Here is a 24,114-nt window from a genome sequence, read left to right on the forward strand (position 1 = left end):
ATTTGGCTCGGCCTGCAACGCGTCACGGACTTCGCCGCGGGGCTCAGATATGCTCGACAGGCTCATGATTCATGAGATGTGTGTAATGGGATGGGTTAGACGAGATTGCTCCAATTTGTAGAGCATCACCAGGCAATTTGGACTGGCACATAGTGCGGCCGATCGCGGGAGTAACAGAGACCTATACAGTGATCATCCGGTTCGATACGACGGATCACCTCAAGAGCTGGATGGCGTCGAGCGAGCGCGCGCGACTCATATCAAAGGTTGAGCCCCTGTTTGCCGGAACCGACGACTTCTACATTAGCAGCGGTTTGGATTTCTGGTTCACCCCCGCCGGTGCCAAAGCAAAAATACCAAAGCGTTGGAAGCAGTACCTGATTACTTGGTCGGCTATCTATCCACTGGCCCTTGGAGTGCCTTATTTTGTCACCCCCGTGCTTCGCCTGTTTGGGGTTTCTGAAAGCCTGTTGCTAACAACACTTGCGGTCACTGCCGTAATAGTTTTTCTTATGGTCTATGTAGTCATGCCGCGCTACACCCGCTTGATGCAGCGGTGGCTTTTCAATTGACAGTGCAGCCTAACAAAGCAATACAAAGAACAAGCCGCTGAACGCAGTGCTATCCCTGACGTGCGAGGTCCGAAACGGGCCGTATTCCGCTATTGGGAGCGAGATCGCGTGCGTCCGCTACGCGCGTTGAAGAGTCACTCGGATTGACTTGACGTGCGACGACTTGTGGCCGATTGTGTGCTTAAGGGAAGCATGTCGGCTATTCGTTCAATTCTGGTCCTGGCGCGGATTAGGGCCGATCCGGGCCTGGACTATATCAATAGTTCGCGGGTATGACCCTGAACGGGTAGTCGGGCTCACGATAGCCCTCAGCCTTCTGACGCTTGGGCAGCGTCACCTTTTCACGCTGCAGCTCCTCGTACGGAACCCGGCCCAAGAGGTGGCTGATGATGTTCAGCCGCGCCCGTTTCTTGTCGTCCGAGGGGGGACGTACCAAGGCGCCCAAGCGGTGTCGGTCGCCGCAAACATGGCGTCGCGCGCCCGTGAATAATCGTACCAGCGGCTGTAGGACTTGAGATCCATCGGCGTGAGCTTCCAGACCTTGCGACCGTCCTCGATGCGGCCCTCCAATCGGCGCGTCTGCTCCTCGGGACTGACCTCGAGCCAGTATTTGAAGAGGATGATCCCGGAATCCACCATCGCCCGCTCGACCAGCGGGGTCATCTGCAGAAAGTGGTTTGTTTGCTCCGAATTCGATCTCAAAGATAGCGCTCCGCCGCTGCGACGAAATCCTCGCGCGGTGGAATCTCGGCGGGTGTGATCATCAGTGGCAGCATCACGAGCCGCCACCCGCGCGCGTTGTGCAACTCCTTCAGGACGATGTGCCGAGCGGACGGCTCTCCTGCATCGCGCCGAATATTCATCGCATCGAGCGAGAGGTCGAGCTCTTCCGCCCAGAACTGGCGCTCGGCCTCGGCGAGCGAGTCGGCGACGATGCCGAGATGCGCCCGCAAGACACCATCATCCGCGCCCAAGACCGCGAGCTGAGCCGTGATGGCATCCAGATCGGCCGTGAGGGCAGCGGGGTCGGGAGGCGCGCCCTGTGCTTCCTCGAAGGTCCAGCCTCCGCGTTCCAGCGTCGCGCGCTTGCGGCGCAGCAGGTCGCGCTGGCGGATCAGATCCTCACGCTCCACCCGGACCTCGGCGATCCGGTTCAATGCCAAGGCGAGCAGATGATCGAAGGCTCGCCGTTCCAAGGCACGGCGCATCTCGACCTCGCCGGCCCGAGGATCCAACAGTCGATGACCGGTGAAGCTGACCGCGACCTGCGGCACATCGCGCCGCACCTGATCGCCGACCAGATCCATGCCTAGGATGTTTCGCTCCACACGCTCGGCGAGGAGCAGGCCGCTTACCCGCTCGGCGGCAGCACCCTCCGGCGTCGCCAGAAAGGCCGTCAGGGCGGGATCCCGTCCGAAGATCCCGAGCATGTCCGCGGCGGACGAGAAGACCGCAGCCAGACGAGGATCCTCGCCGTGCTCGCGACGCCCGGCCATCAGCGGTGCCGGGATGGCGTCCACCAGGGCGACGACTTGATCGATCGCATGGATGACCGGCGCCCGAAGACGCTTGCGGTAACCCGGCAGCAACCGCAGCCGCGCGTCCGTGCCCTCCACGGCGCGCTCGATAGCCGCCTCGATCAGCGATTCGGGATAGCGTCCGCGTGACTCGCCGCCGCGGAAGATGGACTGAAACAGGTTCATGCCGCTGATCTCCCCGTCTGAACCGACGTATCGAGGCTTGCCTTTCAAGAGTTCCGATCTCGCAGGCGCAAGCGTATTCTCTTGCTCTCGGCCCGTCACGCGCCGATCTGCTCGGAGGCAAGCATCCGGTCTCCGGAGACCGCTTCGATCGGCGCGAAAACGCAATCAACCTAATCTCCCGGGAGAGCACCATGACCGACACCTCTCACCAAGACGGTGTGATCGTTGCCATTCTCGATCGCTTCGAGAAGTTTCGACTGCCGCGCGCGCTCGACATCAAGGCGAAGGTCGACCGCGGCGAGAGACTCGACGACACCGACCTCGCCCATCTTCATGCGGTCTTCGAGGATGCGGAGGACATGAAGCGCTACGTGGATCAGCGCCCGGACGTGCAGGGTTTCTACACGCGTGCGATCGCGCTGTACCAGGAGATTACCAAGAAGGCATTGGAGAACGAGCAATCGGCGTAGAGATGCGCGCTCGCCGGACCCAAGCAAGGGGCTCCCGGGTGTTATCGGGCAAACAGCCGGCGATGCGCCCGTCGGCGCCTCCCGCGAGCCCACCACGAACATATTCGATCAGATCGATGGCGTTACCTCGACTCCCTTCGGGCACACGGGCCTGGTTTCGCACCGCCTGCTCTCGCGTCTCCCGGCCGTCGTGATCGGCACCACAACGAACGAAGAGGGCCAGCCCGACATGTACCCCATCCGCCTCGAAAGCCCCTCCGGCTTGACCGTGGAGGTGAATGCCAACGGCTCCATCCGCCGCTGGGATTACGAGGACCTCATGCTCAACCTCTTCCTCGGCAACGAGCTGGAAGGCGGTCCGGCAAACCTCTATCTCCGCCGGCTCGGGGAGGCCGTCGAGTCCATTCCCTTGCTCGGTCCGCGCAGTCCGGCCGAGGTGCGGTGCGACAGCCGCGGTTTAGCGCTGGCCGGCACTTGGCGGGACATTCGCTTCACCGTCTCGCTCGTCCTGGCGAAGACGGCGCCCGCCTGGTTCTGGCATCTGGCCCTGGAGAACACCGGCGACGCCGTGGCCACGCTGGATCTGGTCTATGCGCAAGACCTGGCGCTGGCCCATTACGGGGCGGTGCGCCTCAACGAGTACTACGTCAGCCAGTATCTCGACCACACTCCGTTGGCCCATCCCGAGCGGGGCCTGGTGCTGGCCTCGCGACAAAATCAATCCATGGGCGGCCGCAACCCCTGGTGTCTGATCGGCTCCCTGGGCGAAGGCGTCGGCTACGCGACCGATGCCTTGCAGGTTTACGGGCTCGCGACGCGGGCGGGTCAGAGCCCGGCGGCCTTGACCGCCGGTCTACCGAGCATTCGCCGACAGCATGAGCACGCGATGGCCGCCATCCAGGACGCGCCGGTGCAGCTCCAGCCGGGTGAACGGGTCGCGCGGGGATTCTTCGGCTGGCTCGAGGCCGATCATCCCGAGGCGACCGCGGCGACCGACCTGACCCGAGTCGAGCAGGCGCTCGCCCTGCCGGAGGCCGTGCCGGCGCCGGCCCCTGATTCGGGCGAATGGAGGAGCCCCGGCGCGAGCCTGTTCAGCACGGCGCCGCTGTTGGATGCGCAGGATCTGACGGATGCAGGGATCGCCGCCCTCTTCGGAACCCGCCTGCGGGAGGTGGAACGGGAGGACGGCCGCCCCCTGTCCTTCTTCGTGGACGAGCACTCGCACGTCGCGCTGCGGGCCAAGGAGCTGAAGGTGCTGCGCCCTCACGGACAGATCCTGCGCACCGGCGGCGGACTGACCCCGGACGAAGCGGCCCTGACCTCGACCTGTTGGATGGCGGGCGTCTTCCATTCGATGGTGACCCAGGGTCACGTCAGCATCAATCGGTTGCTCTCCACCACCCACGGCTACTTGGGCCTCTTCCGTTCGCACGGCCAAAGGCTGTTCATCGAGATCGACGGCGCTTGGCGGCTCCTCGATTGCCCCTCCGCCTTCGAGATGAACCCCCAGGGCTGCCGCTGGTACTACCGACACGCAGGCGGACTGATTCGGGTCGAGAGCCTCGCCTTCACCGACCGCCATGAGCTCCTCTTATCGGTCGAGGTCCTGGAAGGAGCCCCCCTGCGCTTCCTGCTCTCCAACCATGCGGCAATCAACGGAGACGACGGCTCGGACCCGGTGCCGGTGATCTATGAGCAGGACGACCAAGGGTTCTTTATCCGCCCCATCCCGGAGTGCGACGTCGGCCGCCGTTTTCCCGACGGCGGCTTCCGCCTCGACCTCCTGCCGGGAACCCGACTCGAACGCATCGGCGGGGACGAGTTGCTGTTTGCCGACGGGCGGTCTCGGGGCCAGCCGTTTCTCTGCCTCGTGAGCGAGCCTGCCCGCTCCATCGGTTTTCGCATCACCGGCCGCCTGGTGTCCGAGCCCGAGGCGGAGCTGCTGCCGGAGGATCGCTATTGGAGCCGAATCACGGGCGGGCTGCGCCTTCACCCGCCCCTCGGCAGCCCGCTGGCCGAGGAGACAGCGCGCCTGGCCGAGATCATCCCCTGGCTGGCGAACAACGCGCTGATCCATTATCTCAGCCCGCGGGGTCTGGAGCAGTATTCCGGCGGCGGCTGGGGCACCCGGGACGTCACCCAGGGGCCGGTGGAGATGCTGCTGGCGCTCGGCCGTCCGGAGCCTGTCCGCGATCTTCTCCTGCGTGTCTTCAAACAGCAGAATCCAGACGGGGACTGGCCCCAATGGTTCATGTTCTTCGAGCGAGAGCGCGGCATCCGGCCCGACGACTCCCACGGCGATATCGTCTTCTGGCCCCTGCTGGCGCTGGCCCAGTACCTGCTGACCTCGGGCGATGAGGCGCTTCTGGACGAGAACCTCCCCTTCTTCCATCCCGACGGCGATGAACGGGCGGAGGTCGCACCGATCCGAGCGCATCTCGAACGTGCGCTCGGGGTCATCCGCAACCGCCGCATCCCGGACACCGAGCTGGCAGCCTACGGTCACGGCGACTGGAACGACTCCCTGCAGCCGGTCGACCCCGCCATGCGGGAGCGCTTGTGCAGCGCCTGGACCGTCACGCTGCATTTCCAAATCCTCGCGACCCTGGCTGCGGCCTTCGGGTATCTGAGGTGCGACGCGGAGTCGGTGCAGTACAGGACGATGGCCGAGCAGGTCCGGGCGGACTTCCAGCGCCTGCTGATCGTCGACGACACCCTGACGGGATTCGCCGACTTCAAGGATCCGGCCGACATTCGTTACCTACTTCATCCGCGGGATCCGGACACCGGTATCGCCTACAGCCTGCTGGCGATGGTGCATGCCATCATCGACGGACTCTTCACCCCGGAGCAGGCGCGCCGCCATCTCGACCTGATCGAGACCCATCTGCTCGGCCCCGATGGAACCCGGCTGTTCGACCGGCCCATGGCCTATCGCGGGGGATTGCAGGAGCGGTTCCAGCGGGCGGAGAGCAGCTCCTTCTTCGGCCGCGAGATCGGGCTCATGTATACCCACGCGCATCTGCGCTACACGGAGGCACTGTGGCGTTACGGCGACGCCGAGCGGTTCTTTCGCGCCCTCTGCCGGACCAATCCCATCGGGATCCGCCAGCGCGTCCCCGCCGCCACGCCGCGTCAGGCCAATTGCTACTATTCGAGCTCGGACGCGGCCTTCATGGACCGCTACGAGGCCTACGCGGACTACGATCGGGCGCTGCGCGGCGAGATCCCGCTGGATGGCGGCTGGCGGGTCTATTCGAGCGGGGCCGGGATCGGCATGGGCTTGATCCTGCGCTGCCTGCTCGGGCTGCGCTTGGAGCGGGGGCGGCTGGTGATCGATCCGGTTATTCCCGCAAGCCTGGATGGACTTCAGGCTGCGCTTATGCTCGACGGCCATGCGTTCGAGGTCACCTACCGCATCCGGAGCGCCGGCTGCGGCCCGATCGCCGTGACCCTCAACGGGGTTGCCCTCAACTTTGCGCGGGGGGTCTCGCCCTACCGCACGGGAGCGGCCGAGATCCTCCTGGAGACCTTCCAGGCAGGGCTCCTTGCCGACGGCAATCGGATCGAAATCGAGATCGCCTAGTAGAATGCGCTCCCCGGGCGGCGGTATCTGCCCGAGCGGCCCGGCACCGGCTCGGGAGCCGCGCATCCAGGACGATTTTCAGTCAAACGCACCGGGGGCTTCCCAATGAACGGCGACATCTTGGACGACTTCGAGGACCTGTCCGGCTGGACCGCCATCGCCTCCGGGCAGGCCCGGTTGGCGCTCTCCCCGGAGCGAGGACGCCGTGGCGGCGCCATGCGAATGGACTTCGACTTCCAGGGCGGCGGGGGCTTCGTGGTCGCGCGCAAGCTGTTCGCTCCGAGCCTGCCCGAGAGCTACGCCTTCAGCTTCGGCATCCGCGGCAGCGGACCCGGGAACATCTTTGAATTTAAGCTGGTCGACGCATCCAACCAGAACGTCTGGCGCTGGCGGGTGGAGTCGTTCGATCTCCCTGCGGACTGGCAGACACTGCACATCAAGAGCAGCGAGATCCAATTCGCTTGGGGGCCGCTCGGCGGCGGTCCGGCGCGTGACATTGCCGCCATCGAGCTGGTGGTCGCGGCCGGACCTGGCGGGCAGGGCGATGTCTGGATCGAAGACCTGCGCTTCGCGGATACCAGCTACTACCTGACCCCGGCGCTGGAGGCCACCAGCGCGCTGCCGGGATGCGAAGCCTGCCATGTCTGGGATCCCTCCCCCTCCAACGGCTGGCGCAGCGCGGCTACGGCCGAGCCGCAACGGCTGGTCATCGATTTCCGATGCGAGCGCGAATTTGGCGGGCTGGTGATCCGGTGGGATCGGGACCGGCGGCCCCACGCCTGCACGGTCCGACTCTCCGGCGACGGGAACGCCTGGCAAACCTGCTTTGCGGCTGCGGACGGGGTGAGCGAGGAGACCTATGTCTACCTCCCCGGGGGCAGCGCGCGGTTCATCGCGCTGGAGTTGGAGGGAACCCGGCAAGGCGAGGGGTTCGGCATCGTCCATGTCGAGGTCCAGCCGTACGATTTCTCTCGATCCATCAACGATTTTTTCAGCGCCATCGCGCAGCGCACCCGGGCCGGGCTTTACCCGAAATACCTGCTGGGGCGGCAGACCTACTGGACTCCGGTCGGGACCGGAGAGGACGTCACCCAGGCCCTCTTCAACGAGGAGGGCCTGGTCGAGGTCGACAAGGGGGCCTTTTCCATCGAGCCCTTCCTCTACGTCGATGGTCGGCTCATCACCTGGGCCGACGTGTCGCCGACGCAGACCCTGGAGCAGGGCTACCTGCCGATCCCCTCCTCGCACTGGCAGGCCGGCGAACTGGCACTGAACACCACCGCCTTCGCGACCGGACCCTGCGGAGCATCCACCCTCTTCATTCGTTACCGGCTCGCGAACGACTCGGACGCGGCGCGCCGGGTTCGCTTGTTTGCCGCCATCCGACCCTTCCAGGTGACCCCGACCTGGCAACACTGGCAGCGCTTCGGCGGTGTCAGCCGGATCGGCGAGCTGGCCTTTAAGTCGGGAACCCTGTGGGTCGATGACCGCAAGCCGGTGATCCCCATCACGGCACCGAGCCAGTTCGGCGCCGCAACCTTTGACCAAGGGGCGATCACGGAGCATCTGGAAGCGGGTGACCTGCCGACCCGGGAGCTTGTGAAGGATGCCTTCGGTTACGCCTCCGGCGCGTTGCGCTTCGACCTGGAGCTGCCGCCGCATGCCGTCCGGGAGGTCTATCTCGCCATTCCCTTCGGCACCCGGGACCCGGACCAGCCGGCCAGCCCGCTCGGCGAGCTATCCGGGGCGGAGCAGTTCAGCATCGCGGTGAATCAGTGGGAAGAGCGGTTGGGGGGATTCGACATCCGCCTGCCGCCCGCGGCATCGGGCGTGGTGGACACGCTCAAGACGGCGGCCGCACATATCCTGATCAATCGCGACGGTCCGGCATTGCAACCGGGACCACGCCGGTACTCGCGCGCCTGGATTCGCGACGGCGCCCTGATGGCGGCTGCGTTGGCGCGGGTCGGACGTGCCGCAGAGGGCCGCGACTTCATTCGCTGGTACGCCGGTTATCAGACGCCGGACGGGAACCTTCCCGACTGTGCCGATCGCGACGGCTGCGAATGGCTGCCGGAGTACGATAGCTGGGGCGAGTTGATCTTCGCGGTCATGGACCATTACCGATTCACCGGCGACGGCGCCTTCCTTGCCGAGATGTGGCCGGCGGTCCTGAAATCGGTGAACTATCTGGAATCGCTGCGCAGCCGGCGACTCACCCCCGAGTACCGGAGACCGGAGAAGCGCGCCTATTACGGTCTGCTGCCGGAGTCCATGAGCCACGAGGGCTACATGGCCCACCCGGTCCACGCGTACTGGGACGATTTCTGGGCAGTCAAGGGGTTCAAGGACGCCGTCGCCATGGCCGAGATCCTCGGCGACGGCCGTCAAGCCAAGCGCATCGCGGCCCTGCGGGATGATTTCCAGGACACTTTGTACGCCTCGCTGAACCTCGTCATCCGGGAACGCGCACTGGATTTCATACCCGGCTCGGTGGAATTCGCGGACTTCGACCCGACGGCGACAGCCATCGCCATCTCGGTGGCCGATGAGCTGCACCGCCTGCCGCGCCCGGCCATCGACCAGACCTTCGCGACCTATCTGGAGGGCTTTCGCGCACGGGTTCGCGGCGATACCCCTTGGGCCAACTACAGTGCCTACGAGATCCGGATCATCGGCGCGCTGGTGCGCGTCGGAAGACGCCAAGAGGCGCATGAGCTGTTGCGGTTCTTTTTCGCCGACCGCCGCATCGGGCCCTGGAACCAATGGCCCGAGATCTCTTGGCGCGATCCGCTCGGCCCCAGTTTCATCGGCGACATGCCGCACAGCTGGATCGGCGCCGAGTACATCCTCGCCGTCCGCAGTCTGTTCGCCTACGAGCGCGAGGTCGACCACAGTCTCGTCATCGCTGCGGGAATCGCAGCGGAATGGTTGGTCGAAGGCGGGCAGATCGAGGTGCGAGACCTTCCGACCCACTACGGCCGACTCAGCTACCGCCTGCGTCGGGAGGCACCCGACACCTGGCGGATAACCCTGGAGGGAGATTTGGTCATGCCGCCCGGCGGCATCATCGTCATGCCACCGCTGCCGCACCCGCTGGCTCAGGTCCGGATCAACGGCCTGAACAGCACGGCGTTCGCGCCGGAATGGGCCAGGTGCGGGGAATGTCCCGCCGATATGGTGTTGCGGTCCTGAATGCCATTATTAAGCAACCGCTTAACTGCGATCGCTGCGGTGGTACATAAGCAACCGGCTTCAATCTCAAATCATCGACCACACGGCCACGGTCGGATCGGCCTCCGGCGCCTGTTCCTCGCTCGACGGGGCCGACAGATCAGGCGCCGCCACCATCCAGCGCGCAGGACTCGCCCGTGCCGATCCAGAAATCCAGGCTTTTGTGCAGGAAGTCGTCCCACGGCATGTAGTGCGAGCCATCGCACGAGAAGTTCAGCCCGACGATGCCGTTGTAGATGTTGAGCGACCCGGAGCGCAGATAGATGTTCTCGTCCATGAAGCGCAGCGCCCGGAAGGTGCGAAAGACCTCGGCGACCCGGTCCAACGGAATAGCCGCATCGAGCGGATAGGGGCGCTGGGGATACGCGAGACAGGTGCCCGGATCGGCGAGATCCTCGTAGTCGAGGATCCGGAACCGAAAGGGGTCGTCGACAAGCCAGAGGGTAGCCCGTGAGCTGGAGAAATGCAGCTTGCCGTGAAAGACGCCGTGCGCGGCGATCAGCTCGACGATGAGCGCGAGGATCTCGTCGATGTGTCCGTCCATCAGGCTCTCCACGCGCTGTTGATCGAACAGCCCTCCGCGGATCGCCGGATCGCCTTTGAGCTGGAGCCATTGCTCCGGCTGCTCGTAGAGCTCGCGGGTGAGCGGAAGCTCGCGCAGATCGAAGTCGGCACCGAGATAGCCCAGCAGTGCGCCCTCCTCGTCCTCGATCCGTTGGATGGCGGTGAGCGAAGGGCGTCGGGCGTTGCGGCTGATATACACGGGCGACAGCGAAAAACGCTCTCCGGCCAGTGCCTCGGCCATGTAGGGACGCTCGCGCCGATCCCGCCCCCAATGCTCCGGCAGCAGGCCCTGCGGGGAGACGTTCGCCGTCAGTTGGCGCGCATCGCGGTCGAGGACATAGAGATACTTGCCGGAGGCCAGCGTCGGCAGTGCCGTGACCAGGATCCGCTCCAACGCAGCGCGATCGGGCCAAGCCGCGCGACAGGGCTCGACAAGCCGTATCAGCGAGGTCGCAAGACGGCCCTGCAAGAGCATGCGTTGGCGTGCGACGACCGTTTTGAGCGCTGTGCTCATCGCAAGGATCTCCCGGTTCGAGTGAAGGCCGGATTCTATCCGGAATCGGACCGGATGGGCCGATGGTGCTTGAGGTCCCGATCTGGAACGTCGAGAAATCCGAACGAAATCCCGACCGAATCGGAAGGATTAGGCGTTTGGTTTCGATTCGAAATCAACGACATTACCCTCTACGAACAAAAACCCCGGAGGAGACTCAAGATGCGCATGCCAACAGCAACCGATGTGTCGAATGTCATGGATGCAGCAATTCAAGTTCGCGATCGACTCGCGTCGATGGATGCGGGAAAGGTCGCCACGCGCGCGGTCGGCGGCGCCGTCGTTCTGACCGCGTCCTTTTTGGTCGTCGCCAACCCTCACGCCACACCGACCCCCGATCCGAGCGCGGTCGTCTCGGCGCGGATCGCCCCCGTGGGCACCGTACAGATCGGCGGGCCGATCATCGCCTCGGCGATCGAGTAAGGGCACAGTTCGACGACTGAACGTCCCGGCCGACAATCCGAAACAAGTCACTCCAAAGGCGCGAAGGTCATCCACCCCTTCGCGCCTTCTTCATTGGGTCATTGCCCGAGCGCTATAGGATCTCCCCCTGCAACACCCGCTCGAAGCTGAGCTGGCCGTTCTCCAGACCCACCTCGATCAAGTCGCCGGGAGCGAACTTCCCGGACAGGATCTCTTGGGCGAGCGGGTTTTCAAGCTGCGCCCGGATCGCGCGCTTGAGCGGACGCGCGCCGTAGACCGGATCGAATCCGGCCTCGCCGAGATGATCCAAGGCGGCATCGCTGACCTCCAGCCCCATATCCCGATCGGCCAGACGTTTGCGCAGATAGTCGATCTGGATACGCGCGATCGCCCGGATCTGCGCCGGCTGCAGCGGATGGAAGACCACGATCTCGTCGAGCCGGTTGATGAACTCGGGCCGGAAGGCAACGCGCACGATCTCCATCACGGCGTCCTTCATCTCGGCATAGTTGGCCTCGCCCGCGACCTGCTGGATCACATCCGAGCCCAGGTTCGAGGTCATGACGATCACCGAGTTTCGGAAGTCGACCGTGCGCCCCTGCCCGTCCGTCAGACGCCCGTCGTCGAGCACCTGAAGCAGCACGTTGAAGACATCCGGGTGCGCCTTCTCGACCTCGTCGAGCAGGATCAGGCTGTAGGGACGGCGCCGAATCGCCTCGGTCAGATAGCCGCCCTCCTCGTAGCCGACATAACCGGGCGGCGCGCCGATGAGACGCGCGACCGAGTGTTTCTCCATGAACTCGGACATGTCGATGCGGACCATCGCCTCCTCGGTGTCGAAGAGGAAGGCCGCGAGCGCCTTGCACAACTCGGTCTTGCCCACGCCGGTCGGCCCGAGAAAGAGAAATGAGCCGATCGGCCGACCCGGATCCGAAAGCCCCGCACGCGAGCGTCGGATGGCGTCGCTCACCGCACGCACCGCCTCGGCTTGTCCGACCACGCGCTTCTCGATCTCCTGCTCCATGCGCAGCAGCTTATCGCGCTCGCCCTCGAGCATGCGCGAGACCGGGATGCCGGTCCATTTGGAGACGATCTCGGCGATCTCCTCCTCCGTGACCTTGTTGCGTAGGAGCTGGTTCTCGCCCTGTTCTGCATCGGCCGCTGCGGTGAGCTGCTTTTCCAGCTCCGGGATGCGCCCGTACTGCAGCTCGGACATGCGACCCAGATCGCCGGCGCGCCGCGCCGTTTCCATCTCGATTCGCGCGCGGTCGAGCGCCTCCTTGATGTGCGCCGTCCCCTGCACCGCCGCCTTTTCGGATTTCCAAATCTCGTCGAGATCGGAGAACTCGCGCTCGGCCCGCTCGATCTGACTTTCCAGATCGGTCAGGCGTTTCTTGGACGCCTCGTCAGACTCCTTTTTGAGTGCGACCTGCTCGATCTTGAGCTGGATCAGACGCCGATTGAGCCGGTCCATCTCCTCGGGCATGGAGTCGATCTCCATGCGGATCTGCGAGGCCGCCTCGTCGATCAGGTCGATCGCCTTGTCGGGAAGCTGCCGATCGGAGATGTAGCGATGCGAGAGCACGGCCGCGGCGACGATGGCGGGGTCGGTGATCTCAACCGCATGGTGGACCTCGTAGCGCTCCTTGAGTCCGCGCAGGATGGCGATGGTGTCCTCGACGTTGGGCTCGTCAACCAGGACCTTTTGAAAACGCCGCTCCAGCGCCGCGTCCTTCTCGACGTATTTGCGGTATTCATCCAGTGTGGTGGCACCCACGCAATGCAGCTCGCCGCGCGCCAGCGCCGGTTTGAGCATGTTGCCCGCATCCATCGAGCCCTCGGCCTTGCCGGCGCCGACCATGGTATGCAGCTCGTCGATGAAGAGGATGATGTTGCCTTCCTGCCGGCCGATATCGTTCAGGACCGCCTTGAGACGCTCCTCGAACTCGCCGCGGAACTTGGCCCCGGCGATCAAGGCGGCCATGTCGAGCGAGAGCAGGCGCCGACCTTTGAGTCCCTCGGGGACTTCGCCGTTGACGATGCGCTGCGCGAGACCCTCGACGATGGCGGTCTTGCCCACGCCCGGCTCGCCGATCAACACCGGGTTGTTCTTGGTCCGGCGTTGCAGAACCTGGATGGTGCGCCTGATCTCGTCGTCGCGCCCGATGACCGGATCGAGCTTGCCCTGCTCGGCGCGCTCGGTCATGTCGATGGTGAACTTTTCGAGCGCCTGGCGTTGCTCTTCGGCGTTGGGATCGTTCACGCTCTGGCCGCCGCGCACCCCCTCGATCGCCTTCTCGATCGCGCCCTTGCTCGCGCCCGCCTCGCGCATGGCGGAGCCCAAAGCCCCGCGATCCTCCAGCGCGGCCAACACGAAAAGCTCGGAGGAGATATACTGATCGTTGCGCTGCTGGGCGAGCTTGTCGGTCTGATTCAGGAGCCGATTCAGATCGTTGCCGACATGGACATCGCCGCCCGCGCCCTCCACGGTCGGCAGTCGGTCGAGCTGATCACCCAGCGCCGAGCGCAACCGATTCACGTTGACGTCGGCGCGCGTCAACAAATGACGCACCGAGCCGCCCTCCTGATCCAGCAAGGCGATCATCAGATGAAGCGGCTCAATGAACTGGTGATCCCGTCCCACGGCCAGGCTCTGCGCATCCGCCAATGCCATCTGAAACTTCGCGGTCAGCTTGTCCATTCTCACGGTGAATGACTCCTGAGTTTTTATAAGGTCATTGCGGAGGTGGGGAATCGGCCGGGGGCAATCAAGCGGGGGCTGCCTCCAGCCTCCAGCCTCCAGCCTCCAGCCTCCAGCCTCCAGCTTGAGGATGCCGGCATTCCCTAAGTCTGATCAAGCAGGAAACCGCGACCGAACCGAACTGACAACGGAAAGCCGGAAGCCGAGGCATGAAAGCCAAGGGCTGACGGCTGACAGCTGGAGGCAGGCGGCTGGAGGCAGGCGGCTGGAGGCTGGAGGCCAACGCCCCGCCGCTGTATCATCGCTGCGTGAACCTCCGAGACCTCAAATACATCCTCGCCGTCGCCGAGACACGCCACTTCGGGCGTGCGGCGGAGCGCTGCTTCGTGAGTCAGCCGACCTTGAGCGGGCAAATCAAGAAGCTCGAGGACGAGCTCGACGTGGTCATCTTCGAGCGGACCAACCGCTCGGTCGAGATCACGCCGGTCGGCGAGGCCATCCTGGGGCACGCGCGGCTCGCCTTGGAGCAGGCTCAGGCGATCGAGCAGGTCGCGCGCGCTCACCAAGACCCGCTTGCCGGCCCGCTGCGTATCGGGGCCATCCCGACCCTCAGCCCGTACCTGATTCCGCAGGTCTTGGTGCCGCTGAAACGCGCCTACCCGAACCTGAAGTTGATCTTGTCGGAGGAGATCACGGATCTGCTCCTCGGGCGCCTCGTGCGGCACGAGATCGACGCCGCGCTGCTCGCCACGCCGGTCGACGATACCGATCTAGACACGATGCCGCTGTTCGACGAGCCCTTCTGGCTCGCGCATCCGCGCAACGATCCTCTATACGAGAAGGACGAGATCACGGCAAAGGACCTGGAAGAGGTCGACCTTCTGCTGCTGGCCGACGGGCACTGCCTGACTCATCAGGTCATGGAGGTCTGCCGTCTTGCGGAACGGCCGACCAAGGGCGAGATGGCGGATCTGCGCGCCGCGAGCCTGGAGACACTGCTGCAGCTCGTCGGAGCCGGCTTCGGCTGCACCCTGGTCCCGGCGCTGGCGATCCGCGGGGCCTGGATGACCGACGCCGGCATCATCGCTCGTCCGCTGGGCAATCTCCCGGACGCGTTCCGCCGCATCTCGCTGGTCTACCGGCGCAGCTTTCCCAGACGTGCGGCGCTGCAGGCCTTCGCCGACGTCATCCGCCAGAACCTCCCGAACACGGTAAGGCGGCTGGGCTGATCCCGATCAGGGCATCAACCGCTTTCTTGCCGCCCGACTCGGCGTGCTTTCGCCGAGATTCCAGACGAATTCGTTGCCGTTCGATGCCCGAGTGTATTGCAAACCCCGACGTTGCACGCACCTTTGGCGCACAGCGGTGTCCCTAGATGCGTTGCGGAAAAGATCCATGATTGTTGCGATGCCGACAAAACCGCCCACATGCGCTACACTTCATGTGGGATCAACGACAAATCGTATGATTTGGTTTGTTGCAGGACGGCAACAGATTCTGTGTAGGCAGGGGCTTCGGCGGGGTGGCACGGTGTATGCGTTTGTCCACGCAAGTGGACATCGTCCGCCTTCCGACCCATCGTCAGGGGACACGCATCATGAGCACACAACGATCACTGGCCTTTTGGGAGCTCTGTCGTCAAGGACTTCCGCTGCTCGCGGATGCTGCAAACGACTGCTGGGAGCACGGCAACCGGTTCGAGCTACGCAGCGACATCGCGGTCACGAGATCGCTGAAGGTTCTCATCGACCGTTGCAACTGGGAAATCGAGCGCACGGCCCGCGCGGCCTGAGTCGAAATCCAACCCGCGGGCGCCACCGATCCTGTCGGCACAGGGACGCGCCGCGTGATCGAACGATGCCGATCGAAAAGGATGTCATGCTATTTCTGCGGCGTGCCTTTGCCCGATCGCCGGATCCGGCGCGCAGATCATACCCGAGCCACGCATGCGCGGCCGAAGCATCCACTCTCGGGGTCAAGGTTCAAGGGGCCCGCAATGGGTGAGCTCGAGGGTTATCTGATCGTCGAGACACGTGCCGACCGACCAGGTCTCGTGCGCGTGCTCGGTGCACCGCAAGCACCCTCCCCCGCGGAGATCGAGACAACCGACCCGTCCCGACCTCGTGTTTGTTATGCGGCCTTCTTCTCTGCACTCCACGTCGCCCGAATGCACGCTCAAACAGCGCTTCGGCACAGTATGGTCGATGCGGAGGCCGGCCTCTATCGAGCCGATCCCGTGACCGCGGCGGCCGCCGTCGATGCAATCGATCTCGGCCATCGACGCCTCTACCTCGCGCCCGAGATCGAATCCGATCCACGCTTCTTCGCTCAAATCGAGAAACGATGCAAACGCCGTCGCTTGGCGAACCGCATCTGGACGGCTGTCGGGATCCTGGCGATCATCCTCCTCGTCCTGTTCGCCCAGATCCCGGTCTTCTGAGTGCCGACCCATGCGCATCGTCGAAGTCGTTGCAGATCGCAAGCACGCCAAAACGCTCGCCGGCATGGCGAAGTTCTACGGCGCCGAGGATTTCTGGTGGGGCGGCGACGCAGAGGACGGGCGCTGCAGCATCCGCATGTTGGTCTCCGACGATCACCGGCAAGCACTGATCGACTCGCTGCAGGATCTGTTCACGGCCAACGACAACGCGCGCATCGTCATTCAGTCCATCGACGCCGTCTTGACCCACGAGGGACAGGACGACAAGGACCTCGAGAAGGATAAGGCCAAGTCCGTTGCAGCCACCCGCGAGGAGCTCTACAGTCAGATCGCCAAGGGCGCCCAGCTCGACAGCAATTTTGTGGTATTGACGGCACTCTCGACCCTGGTGGCCGCGATCGGTCTGATCGAGAACAACGTCGCGGTCATCATCGGCGCGATGGTTATTGCGCCCTTGCTCGGACCCAACATCGCGCTGGCGTTCGCGACATCGCTCGGCGACAAGGAGCTGACTTGGCGCGCCTTCAAGACCAACGGGGCAGGGATCGGTCTGTCGATGCTGATCTCGGTCGCGATCGCCTTGGTCCTGCCGATCGGGTTCGACAGCTCCGAGATCCTGTCCCGCACGGATGTCGATCTCGGCGGCGTCGTCTTGGGACTGGCCTCGGGTGCCGCAGCGGTCCTCTCGCTCACGACCGGCTTGTCCTCCACCCTGGTCGGCGTCATGGTCGCCGTCGCCCTGCTCCCGCCGACCGCCACCATGGGGATGATGTTGGGCGCGGGACGGTGGGAAGAGGCGCTCGGCGCCTTTCTGCTGCTGATCGTCAACATCGTCTGCGTTCTGCTCTCGGCGAAGGTCGTCTTCCTGCTCAAAGGGGTACGACCGCGCTCCTGGACGGATCGCAACCGGGCGAAACAATCCAACGCCATCTATCTCTCGCTCTGGGCGATCCTGCTTGCACTGCTGATCGGCGTCATCCTGATCCGCGCCACCGGTTGGCACATCCCCTGGTAATGCTCAATCGTCGCTGAGAGGTGCGAACAAGAGATCCAGATCGGCCGGGCTCAAGACGCCGGATGCCGCGCCGCCTCCGGCCAACATGGCGTCCGCAAGCGCCTGTTTGCGCGCTTGCAGGTCCGCGACCCGCTGCTCGACGGTCCCCTCGGTCAAGAGCTTGTAGACGAACACCGGCTTGTCCTGACCGATGCGGTGTGCGCGGTCGGTCGCCTGACGCTCGGCCGCGGGGTTCCACCAAGGGTCGTAGTGGATCACGGTGTCCGCGGCGGTGAGATTCAGCCCGGTCCCGCCCGCCTTGAGGCTGATCAGGAACAGGGGGACCTCCTCGGCCTGGAAGCGATCGACCGGACGGTCGCGATTGCGGGTGCGTCCGGTCAGCTTCACGAAGTCCTGATCCTCGCGCAGTCCGCGTTTCATCAGCTCCTCCTCGATCAGCGCCAACATGCTCGTGAACTGCGAGAAGAGCAGCACGCGCCGCCCCTCTTCGAGCAGCTCGGGCAGCAGGGTCATCAGCAGATCCAACTTGGCGGAACCTTTGACCCGGCGCGCACTCTCGAGCGACACCAGACGCGGATCGCAGCACACCTGGCGTAGCTTCAGCAGTGCGTCCAGGATGATGATCCCGCTGCGCGCAAGACCCTTGCGGGCCACTTCCTCGCGGACCTTCTCATGCAAGGCCAAGCGCAAGGTCTCGTAGAGATCGCGCTGATCATCCGCGAGCGGAACCTCGCGGATGATCTCGCTCTTGGGCGGCAGCTCGGCGGCGACCGTTTCCTTGGTGCGACGCAACAGGAAGGGGGCGACCCGCCGACGCAGCTCGTCCTGGCGCACATCGTCGCCATGGCGCTCGATCGGAACTCGAAACAGCCGCCGAAAACGGCGCTCGTCGCCGAGCAGCTCGGGCATCAGGAAGTCGAGCAGCGACCACAGCTCGCCGAGGTGGTTCTCCATCGGCGTGCCGGTCAGGCAGAGCCGATGGCGCGCGTTCAAACCGCGGGCTGCCTGAGCGGCCTTGCTGCGCGGATTCTTGATGTTCTGGGCTTCGTCGAGGATCAACAGGTGGAAATCCTGCTCCGCGAGTGCGTCCAGATCACGCGGCAGCAGCGGGTAGCTCGTCAACACCAGGTCATGATCCGGGATCGACGCAAACCGCGTGTGGCGTGTCGAGCCATGCAGCGACAGAACACGCAGCGCCGGGGCGAAACGCTCGGCCTCGCGACGCCAGTTGAAGAGGAGACTCGTCGGCGCGATCACCAAGCTGGGGCGATCGGCTCGCCCGCTCTCCTTCTCGACCAAGAGATGCGCCAGGGTCTGCACCGTCTTGCCGAGACCCATGTCGTCGGCAAGGACACCGCCGAGCCCGTATTCGCGTAAAAACTGCAGCCAATCGAGCCCTTGGCGCTGATAGGGTCGAAGCTCGACGGTCAATCCTTCCGGCGGCGCGATCGTCTCCAGCCCTTGGAAGTCACGCAGCCGCCGACCCCATTCGCGCACCGCATCCCCGCCCCGCCAGCGCAGCGCCGGAGCCGCCGCCTCCAGCTCAGCGAGCTGCGCGGCATGGACACGCGACAGACGCAAGCGGCCCTTGCTCCCATGGGATCCCAGCGGACCCTCGGGGTCGTACAGCTCGATCAAGGTCGAGAGGATGGGCCGCAGACGCTCCACCGGCATCAGGATCAGCCGCCCGTCGGGCAGACGCAGCTGCAGGCGCGTCTGCGCGTCCATCGCGGCGAGCGTCCGTGTGGAGAGGTCCACCTGATAGCGCCCGATGAGCTCCACCAGCAGCGGGAGCAGATCGACGCGCTGTCCGTCGACCTCCACGCCCAATCCCAAGTCGAGCCAGTTGCCGCCCTCGCCCTCGGCGATGTCCATCTCCCAATCGCCGATCTCGGCGATCCGAAAGTGGAAACCCTCGCCGATCTCGATCCGCCAGCCCTGCGCGACCAGATCCGCCAACGCATCCTGCATGAAATCCAGCCAGGTCTCGGGATCGACGCGCTCGAGCCAGAGGCCATCCGCATCCGAAGCCTCCGTGGCGCGTCGGAAACCCAACCTCTCGAGCAGGCCGAGCGCCGCCCGCTCGGCCTCCGGGTCACGCTCGATCTCGACGAGCACGCCCTGCTCGACGCGGCGCAGCGCGGGGGCCCGGTCGCGGGGATCGACCGAGGTGCCGCCGTAGTCGAAATCGAGCACGGCATGATGTGCCCACTCGGGCGGACGTTGGATGCCCCAGTAGCGGCCCACGCTGCTCGCCGCCAGGTCGACACTGCGCAGGCGCAAACGGGGAACGGGCCTCTCCGCGCCGCGGCGCCGCCGCTCGGGCCGCGGGGGCAAGTGAACCGAGCGACCTTTGAAGCGGTCCCGTGCGACCTCGGCCAACGCATCCGCCGTCTCCGGCGCAACCGCCGGCGCTGCGGCCAAGGCACCGGCCTCGCGGTCGGCGAGCCCGGTTCGCAGCGGCCCGCAATCGCCGCTCTGCGGATCCAGATACCAGGGCGGAGTCATCGGCAACAGCAACAGACCCTGCCGATCGGACTCCAGGACCACGCGAAATTGCGCGTCCTCTCCGAGACGCCAAACCAGCCGTCCGTCCAGCGGCCCGGCGTCTCTGAGCGCCGGGCCGTCGGTGGTCCGAAAATAGCCTCGCCCGGTCCGGGCAATGGCCTGCATGACGTCCGCGCCAGTCAGGTCGTCGAGCCGTGCCGAGGTTCCGGTGCCGCCGCCCCGCCCGACCGCAACCAACGCCATGATGCGTTGATCCTCCGGAGCGACGAATCCGGCACGGGATTGACCGAGGATGTTGAAATCCTGCGGCTTGCCGTAGTCGCCGGTGAGCAGGAGGCGCACCTTCGCGGCACGCACCGTCGTACGCGTTGTCCCGTAAACCTCTTCGAGATCGAGGATATAGACAAGCCGGTGAGCCTCCTCGCTCGGGCTGGCGGTGGCGCGCTCGACCTGATCGAGCCAGGTGCTCAATGGATGCGGCAAGACAGGCGCTCCGCCCGATGCCGCGCCCGGCGCCGCGCCGCCGGCCGGCCGAGCGCCGAGCGACAACAAGACCGCGGCAACATGCTTGCAGTTGTACCCCACCGGACAGGAGCACTGTCCGACCACCATCACGGAGCCGTCGGCGTGCTCGCCGAGCTGCACGATGCACTGATAGATCTGCCCTGCGGAGCCCCGCACCCGCCCCGTCACACGTCCGCGCGCGGTATCCTGATCCACGCTCAGCACGCGCCGCTCTCGGAGATAGCGTCTGCCCCGCTCCAGGTAGGTCGGCGGAATCGCATGTTTCAGGGTGTCGGGATCGAGGAGCAGTGGCGCAGAAGGCATCACGTATCTTGAGGGTTACGGCGAGAAAGCGGCGAGACTACAACCTCGCAGAGGGGAGTGGAAGGCGCACCGCGCAGACGCGGACGCTCGACCTCCCCTCGCACGTGCACCGGCTAAGCCGCGCGCGCCTGTCGGACCTCGCCGCGATTCAACGCCGACAGGACGGCGCCCAGCGAGGCGGCCACCGTGTCCCGATGGATGGCAGCACCGGCAATCCGCTGCGATCCGAGCTCAAGCTGGACGTAGGCGATCGCCTCGGCGTCCGTCCCCTCGCCGATCGCATGCTCCTGATAATCCAGGATGCGCACCGGCTGGCCGCTCCAGCGCGACCAGGCATCGACGAAGGCCGCCATCGCGCCCTCCCCTTCACCGCGCAGCCGCTGCTCGCCATCCGGTCCCGCGATGCGGGCCTCGATGACATCGTGCCCGTTGCGATCGAGCCGATAACCGAGCAGCCGGACCGGGCTTTGATCGACGACGAAATGGTCCATAAAGATGCGGTGGATACTCTCGGCATCCATCTCTCCGCCGCGACGCTCGCTCTGCGCCTGGACCAAACGGGCCAGCTCGACCTGCATCCAGCGGGGCAGCGTGAGCCCGAAGTCGCGCTCCATGACGAAGGCGACGCCGCCCTTCCCGGACTGGCTGTTGACCCGGATCACCGCCTGATAGCTGCGGCCCAGGTCACGCGGGTCGATCGGCAAATAGGCGACCTGCCAGGGCTCTTCTGGATCCTGGCGCATCAGACTCTTGCGGATGGCATCCTGATGACTTCCCGAGAAGGCGGTATAGACCAACTCGCCTACCCATGGGTGGCGCGGATGCAGCGCCGTGCCGGTGCATTCCTCCACCACCCGAACGATCTCGTCCGGGTCGCTCAAATCCAAACCCGGATCGATGCCCTGGCTGTACAGGTTCATCGCCAGGGTCACGATGTCCAGGTTGCCGGTGCGCTCGCCGTTGCCGAGCAGGGTCCCCTCGACCCGATCCGCGCCGGCCAAGAGGGCCAGCTCCGCCGCCGCAGCCGCGCCACCGCGATCGTTGTGGGTATGCACCGACAGGACGATCGCGTCGCGCCGCGAGATATGCGTCGCGAAATATTCGACCTGGTCGGCGAAGACATTCGGGCTCGCGACCTCGACCGTCGCGGGCAGATTGACGATGCACGGCCGTTGCGGGGTCGGCTGCCAGACGTCCAGCACCGCCTCGCAGACCTCGACCGCATAGTCCGGCTCGGTGGCCGTGAAGCTCTCGGGCGAGTACTGGAAGGTCCAGCGTGTCGCGGGCCGTCGCTGCGCCTCGCGCAGGACCCACTCGGCACCCTGACGGGCGATCGCCTTCACGCCCGCACGATCCTGGCCGAACACCCAGTCACGCTGAACCGGGGAGGTCGAGTTGTAGAGATGCACGATCGCTCGCGGGGCAGCGTCCAGGGCATCGAAGGTGCGACGGATCAGATCCTCGCGCGCCTGGACCAAGACCTGAACGGTCACGTCCTCGGGGATCTTGTCCTCCTCGATCAACCAGCGCACGAAGTCAAAGTCCGGCTGGCTCGCAGCAGGGAAGCCGATCTCGATCTCCTTGAAGCCGAGCTTCACCAGCAGTGCCCAAAGACGACGCTTCTGGGCGACCCCCATCGGCTCCAACAGCGCCTGGTTGCCGTCGCGCAGATCCACACTCGCCCAGATCGGAGCCTGCTCGACGACACGGCTCGGCCAGCGGCGGTTCGGCAGATCCACCACCGGACCGCGACGATACTTTCGGGGGTCAAAACGGGTCATGTTGTTCTCCGGAGTTTTTAGTGGGCTGCCGCCAGCCGCCAGCCGCCAGCCGCCAGCCGCCAGAAGAATCAAGGCGTTCGATGAAACGCCGTCAAATCAAAGATCATCGCCGATAGCCGATAGCCGATAGCGATCCCCGACAGATGATCGTTCACGCCCGCGCCGAGCGAACGGCGGGGCGGAACCGGTTTGCCGTGCCCCGGTAGGGGACTTGGCTGCTCACGTCCCGGTAAGGACCTGGAGCCTGGTGGGCAGGTGCCTCGTGAGCCCTTGCCCGAGTCGCGGCTGGTTGGCCGACGGGGAAAGAATAGGCTCGACAGGCACGCAGATGATTGCAAAAATGCCTCTAAATCTGAGTATCTACGCAAGGATCTGCGATTTTTTATGGATTTTAAGGCAGATTAGAAATCGCCACCCCGGAAGACACACCGAACGGAGCAACCGCAATGAAGCTGGACCGTTACGACCGCCGGATCCTCGAGGAGCTGCAACACGACGGACGCATCAGCAATCAGGAGCTGGCCGACCGCATCGGCCTCTCGCCCTCGCCCTGTCTGCGACGCGTCCGAGCACTCGAAGAGTCCGGCATCATCCGCGGCTATGCGGCCCTGCTCGACGCCAAGACGCTCGGGCTCAACCTCATGGCGCTCCTGAGCATCTCGATGGACAAGCACACCCCGGAGCGTTTCGAGCGCTTCGACGCCGCCGTTGCGGCAATCCCCGAGGTGCAGGAATGTCTCTTGATCACCGGACGCGATGCCGACTACCAGCTCAAGGTCGTCGTGCGCGACATGGATGCCTACCAGGACCTGCTGCTCAACAAGATCACCCGCATCGAGGGGGTGACCGGCGTGCACTCAAGCTTTGTTCTGCGGCGTGTGGTGGAGCGTGCCAGTCTCCCGCTGAATTGAGGGCGAGGTGATGTACGTCCGGGCTTTACGTCAAACGTAACGCGTACTATCCTCGGTCGGGTGATCAAAAGCTTTGCTGACAAGGCTACGGCCGCCCTCTTTTGCGGTCGTCGCGTGCGCCGGTTCCCGCCCGATATCCATCGCCGCGCCTATGCCAAGCTCCAAGCTTTGGATGCGGCGGACACACTCGACTTCCTGCGGATTCCGCCCTCGAACCGCCTGGAGCCGTCGTTACGTGGCGACCGAGAAGGTCAGTGGAGCATCCGCATCAACGACCAATGGCGTCTTTGCTTCCGCTGGCAAGACCACGATGCCTATGATGTCGAGGTGACTGACTATCACTGAGCACGCCGGCAACATTCCCGCGCAATCAGCCTGTTCAAGACCGACATGAGCATACGAAGAGAACACCTGGACGAGATCGACTTCTCCGACATCGCCGACGGCGCCGACCTCATGCCTCCGATCACGCCGGGCGAAATCCTGCGCGAGGACTTCATGGAACCACTGGGTCTATCGGCGAATGCCCTGGCCAAAGCGTTGCGTGTCCCGCCCAATCGGATCACCGCGATCCTGAACGGCACTCGTTCGATCACCGCCGACACGGCACTCCGGCTTGCCCGTTACTTCAGCACGACCCCTCAGTCCTGGCTGAACCTCCAGCAGAATTACGAGTTGGAGATCGCGAAACGGACAGTTGGAGCAACCGTTTCAGCCGAGGTCACTCCTCGAGCGGCTTGATGGCGAGGCAAACGTCTGCCTTGCGCGGACGCAACCCAAGCGGCCACGCACGTGGCGGTTGTCGAAGCGGCGGTCACGCCGCCT

Annotated in this window: 18 protein-coding genes; 12 read left to right on the plus strand and 6 right to left on the minus strand. The window is 64.9% G+C overall.

Annotated features, from left to right (window positions below; genetic code table 11):
- Positions 1-188 precede the first annotated feature (188 nt).
- On the plus strand, positions 189-572 hold the full coding sequence (locus BLV04_RS17600; protein ID WP_175534682.1) for a putative antibiotic biosynthesis monooxygenase: 384 nt from the start codon (positions 189-191) through the stop codon (positions 570-572).
- Between the two features lie 393 nt (positions 573-965).
- Here BLV04_RS17600 and BLV04_RS17605 read toward each other — a convergent pair whose 3' ends face one another.
- Positions 966-1,274: a polyphosphate kinase 2 family protein gene (locus BLV04_RS17605; protein WP_245731936.1), complete on the minus strand. Its 309-nt coding sequence runs from the start codon at positions 1,272-1,274 to the stop codon at positions 966-968.
- Entirely contained in the window at positions 1,271-2,275 is a 1,005-nt protein-coding gene (locus BLV04_RS17610; RefSeq protein ID WP_093035239.1) for a hypothetical protein, read from the minus strand. Before BLV04_RS17610 ends, BLV04_RS17605 begins: the two co-directional genes overlap by 4 nt.
- A 191-nt stretch (positions 2,276-2,466) precedes the next feature.
- On the opposite strand from BLV04_RS17610, the gene BLV04_RS17615 reads away from it, so the two are divergent.
- The 3 genes from BLV04_RS17615 (at position 2,467) to BLV04_RS17625 (ending at position 9,526) form a co-directional block, all read left to right on the plus strand.
- Positions 2,467-2,745 carry a hypothetical protein gene (locus tag BLV04_RS17615; protein ID WP_093035242.1) on the plus strand — a complete coding sequence of 93 codons (279 nt, stop codon included), beginning with the start codon at positions 2,467-2,469 and terminating at the stop codon, positions 2,743-2,745.
- Positions 2,746-2,974: 229 nt separating this feature from the next.
- Positions 2,975-6,331, plus strand: coding sequence for a hypothetical protein (locus BLV04_RS17620; RefSeq protein WP_093035245.1), 3,357 nt, complete (start codon positions 2,975-2,977; stop codon positions 6,329-6,331).
- Between the two features lie 105 nt (positions 6,332-6,436).
- A complete protein-coding gene (locus tag BLV04_RS17625; RefSeq protein WP_093035248.1) occupies positions 6,437-9,526 on the plus strand; it encodes a hypothetical protein in 3,090 nt (1,029 codons plus the stop codon).
- Positions 9,527-9,665: 139 nt separating this feature from the next.
- Here BLV04_RS17625 and BLV04_RS17630 read toward each other — a convergent pair whose 3' ends face one another.
- Positions 9,666-10,643, minus strand: coding sequence for a PDC sensor domain-containing protein (locus BLV04_RS17630; RefSeq protein ID WP_093035250.1), 978 nt, complete (start codon positions 10,641-10,643; stop codon positions 9,666-9,668).
- Positions 10,644-10,664: 21 nt separating this feature from the next.
- Here BLV04_RS17630 and BLV04_RS24500 point away from each other — a divergent pair, with 21 nt between their 5' ends.
- Positions 10,665-11,105 (plus strand): hypothetical protein, encoded by a 441-nt coding sequence (locus BLV04_RS24500; protein WP_139191958.1) that lies wholly within the window; start codon positions 10,665-10,667, stop codon positions 11,103-11,105.
- A gap of 112 nt (positions 11,106-11,217) precedes the next feature.
- On the opposite strand, the gene clpB is transcribed toward BLV04_RS24500, so the two are convergent.
- On the minus strand, positions 11,218-13,812 hold the full coding sequence (gene clpB, locus BLV04_RS17640) for an ATP-dependent chaperone ClpB (protein WP_093035256.1): 2,595 nt from the start codon (positions 13,810-13,812) through the stop codon (positions 11,218-11,220).
- A 302-nt stretch (positions 13,813-14,114) separates the two neighbouring features.
- On the opposite strand from clpB, the gene BLV04_RS17645 reads away from it, so the two are divergent.
- The 4 genes from BLV04_RS17645 (at position 14,115) to BLV04_RS17660 (ending at position 17,261) form a co-directional block, all read left to right on the plus strand.
- Positions 14,115-15,035: a LysR substrate-binding domain-containing protein gene (locus BLV04_RS17645; protein ID WP_093035259.1), complete on the plus strand. Its 921-nt coding sequence runs from the start codon at positions 14,115-14,117 to the stop codon at positions 15,033-15,035.
- Positions 15,036-15,403: 368 nt separating this feature from the next.
- Positions 15,404-15,598, plus strand: a complete 195-nt coding sequence (locus BLV04_RS17650) for a hypothetical protein (RefSeq protein WP_093035262.1) — start codon at positions 15,404-15,406, stop codon at positions 15,596-15,598.
- A gap of 204 nt (positions 15,599-15,802) precedes the next feature.
- A complete protein-coding gene (locus BLV04_RS17655) occupies positions 15,803-16,246 on the plus strand; it encodes a hypothetical protein (protein WP_093035265.1) in 444 nt (147 codons plus the stop codon).
- A gap of 10 nt (positions 16,247-16,256) precedes the next feature.
- Positions 16,257-17,261 (plus strand): TIGR00341 family protein, encoded by a 1,005-nt coding sequence (locus BLV04_RS17660; protein ID WP_093035268.1) that lies wholly within the window; start codon positions 16,257-16,259, stop codon positions 17,259-17,261.
- A 3-nt stretch (positions 17,262-17,264) separates the two neighbouring features.
- Here BLV04_RS17660 and BLV04_RS17665 read toward each other — a convergent pair whose 3' ends face one another.
- Together BLV04_RS17665 and leuA are read right to left on the minus strand one after the other, a co-directional pair.
- Positions 17,265-20,597 carry an SNF2-related protein gene (locus BLV04_RS17665; protein ID WP_093035271.1) on the minus strand — a complete coding sequence of 1,111 codons (3,333 nt, stop codon included), beginning with the start codon at positions 20,595-20,597 and terminating at the stop codon, positions 17,265-17,267.
- Between the two features lie 113 nt (positions 20,598-20,710).
- The gene (gene leuA / locus BLV04_RS17670) at positions 20,711-22,378 is read right to left on the minus strand and encodes a 2-isopropylmalate synthase (protein WP_093035274.1); all 1,668 of its coding nucleotides are present in this window, start codon (positions 22,376-22,378) and stop codon (positions 20,711-20,713) included.
- A 446-nt stretch (positions 22,379-22,824) separates the two neighbouring features.
- Between leuA and BLV04_RS17675 the strand changes: the two genes are divergently transcribed.
- The 3 genes from BLV04_RS17675 to BLV04_RS17685 all read left to right on the plus strand — a co-directional run bounded on the left by BLV04_RS17675 (position 22,825) and on the right by BLV04_RS17685 (position 24,030).
- The gene (locus tag BLV04_RS17675; RefSeq protein ID WP_093035278.1) at positions 22,825-23,289 is read left to right on the plus strand and encodes an Lrp/AsnC family transcriptional regulator; all 465 of its coding nucleotides are present in this window, start codon (positions 22,825-22,827) and stop codon (positions 23,287-23,289) included.
- 60 nt (positions 23,290-23,349) lie between these two features.
- Positions 23,350-23,634: a type II toxin-antitoxin system RelE/ParE family toxin gene (locus tag BLV04_RS17680; RefSeq protein WP_093035281.1), complete on the plus strand. Its 285-nt coding sequence runs from the start codon at positions 23,350-23,352 to the stop codon at positions 23,632-23,634.
- A 111-nt stretch (positions 23,635-23,745) separates the two neighbouring features.
- Positions 23,746-24,030 carry a HigA family addiction module antitoxin gene (locus BLV04_RS17685; RefSeq protein WP_371828652.1) on the plus strand — a complete coding sequence of 95 codons (285 nt, stop codon included), beginning with the start codon at positions 23,746-23,748 and terminating at the stop codon, positions 24,028-24,030.
- The last annotated feature ends 84 nt before the right edge of the window (positions 24,031-24,114 follow it).

The organism is Thiocapsa roseopersicina (assembly GCF_900106925.1).
Taxonomy (GTDB): domain Bacteria; phylum Pseudomonadota; class Gammaproteobacteria; order Chromatiales; family Chromatiaceae; genus Thiocapsa; species Thiocapsa roseopersicina.

Bases quoted from the DNA above. Each gene is read 5' to 3' on its own strand.
- BLV04_RS17610 (WP_093035239.1), bottom strand. From the start codon at position 2,275: ATGAACCTGTTTCAGTCCATCTTCCGCGGCGGCGAGTCACGCGGACGC.
- BLV04_RS17615 (WP_093035242.1), top strand. From the start codon at position 2,467: ATGACCGACACCTCTCACCAAGACGGTGTGATCGTTGCCATTCTCGAT.
- BLV04_RS17620 (WP_093035245.1), top strand. From the start codon at position 2,975: ATGTACCCCATCCGCCTCGAAAGCCCCTCCGGCTTGACCGTGGAGGTG.
- BLV04_RS17625 (WP_093035248.1), top strand. From the start codon at position 6,437: ATGAACGGCGACATCTTGGACGACTTCGAGGACCTGTCCGGCTGGACC.
- BLV04_RS17630 (WP_093035250.1), bottom strand. From the start codon at position 10,643: ATGAGCACAGCGCTCAAAACGGTCGTCGCACGCCAACGCATGCTCTTG.
- BLV04_RS17650 (WP_093035262.1), top strand. From the start codon at position 15,404: ATGAGCACACAACGATCACTGGCCTTTTGGGAGCTCTGTCGTCAAGGA.
- BLV04_RS17655 (WP_093035265.1), top strand. From the start codon at position 15,803: ATGGGTGAGCTCGAGGGTTATCTGATCGTCGAGACACGTGCCGACCGA.
- BLV04_RS17660 (WP_093035268.1), top strand. From the start codon at position 16,257: ATGCGCATCGTCGAAGTCGTTGCAGATCGCAAGCACGCCAAAACGCTC.
- BLV04_RS17665 (WP_093035271.1), bottom strand. From the start codon at position 20,597: ATGCCTTCTGCGCCACTGCTCCTCGATCCCGACACCCTGAAACATGCG.
- leuA (WP_093035274.1), bottom strand. From the start codon at position 22,378: ATGACCCGTTTTGACCCCCGAAAGTATCGTCGCGGTCCGGTGGTGGAT.
- BLV04_RS17675 (WP_093035278.1), top strand. From the start codon at position 22,825: ATGAAGCTGGACCGTTACGACCGCCGGATCCTCGAGGAGCTGCAACAC.
- BLV04_RS17685 (WP_371828652.1), top strand. From the start codon at position 23,746: ATGCCTCCGATCACGCCGGGCGAAATCCTGCGCGAGGACTTCATGGAA.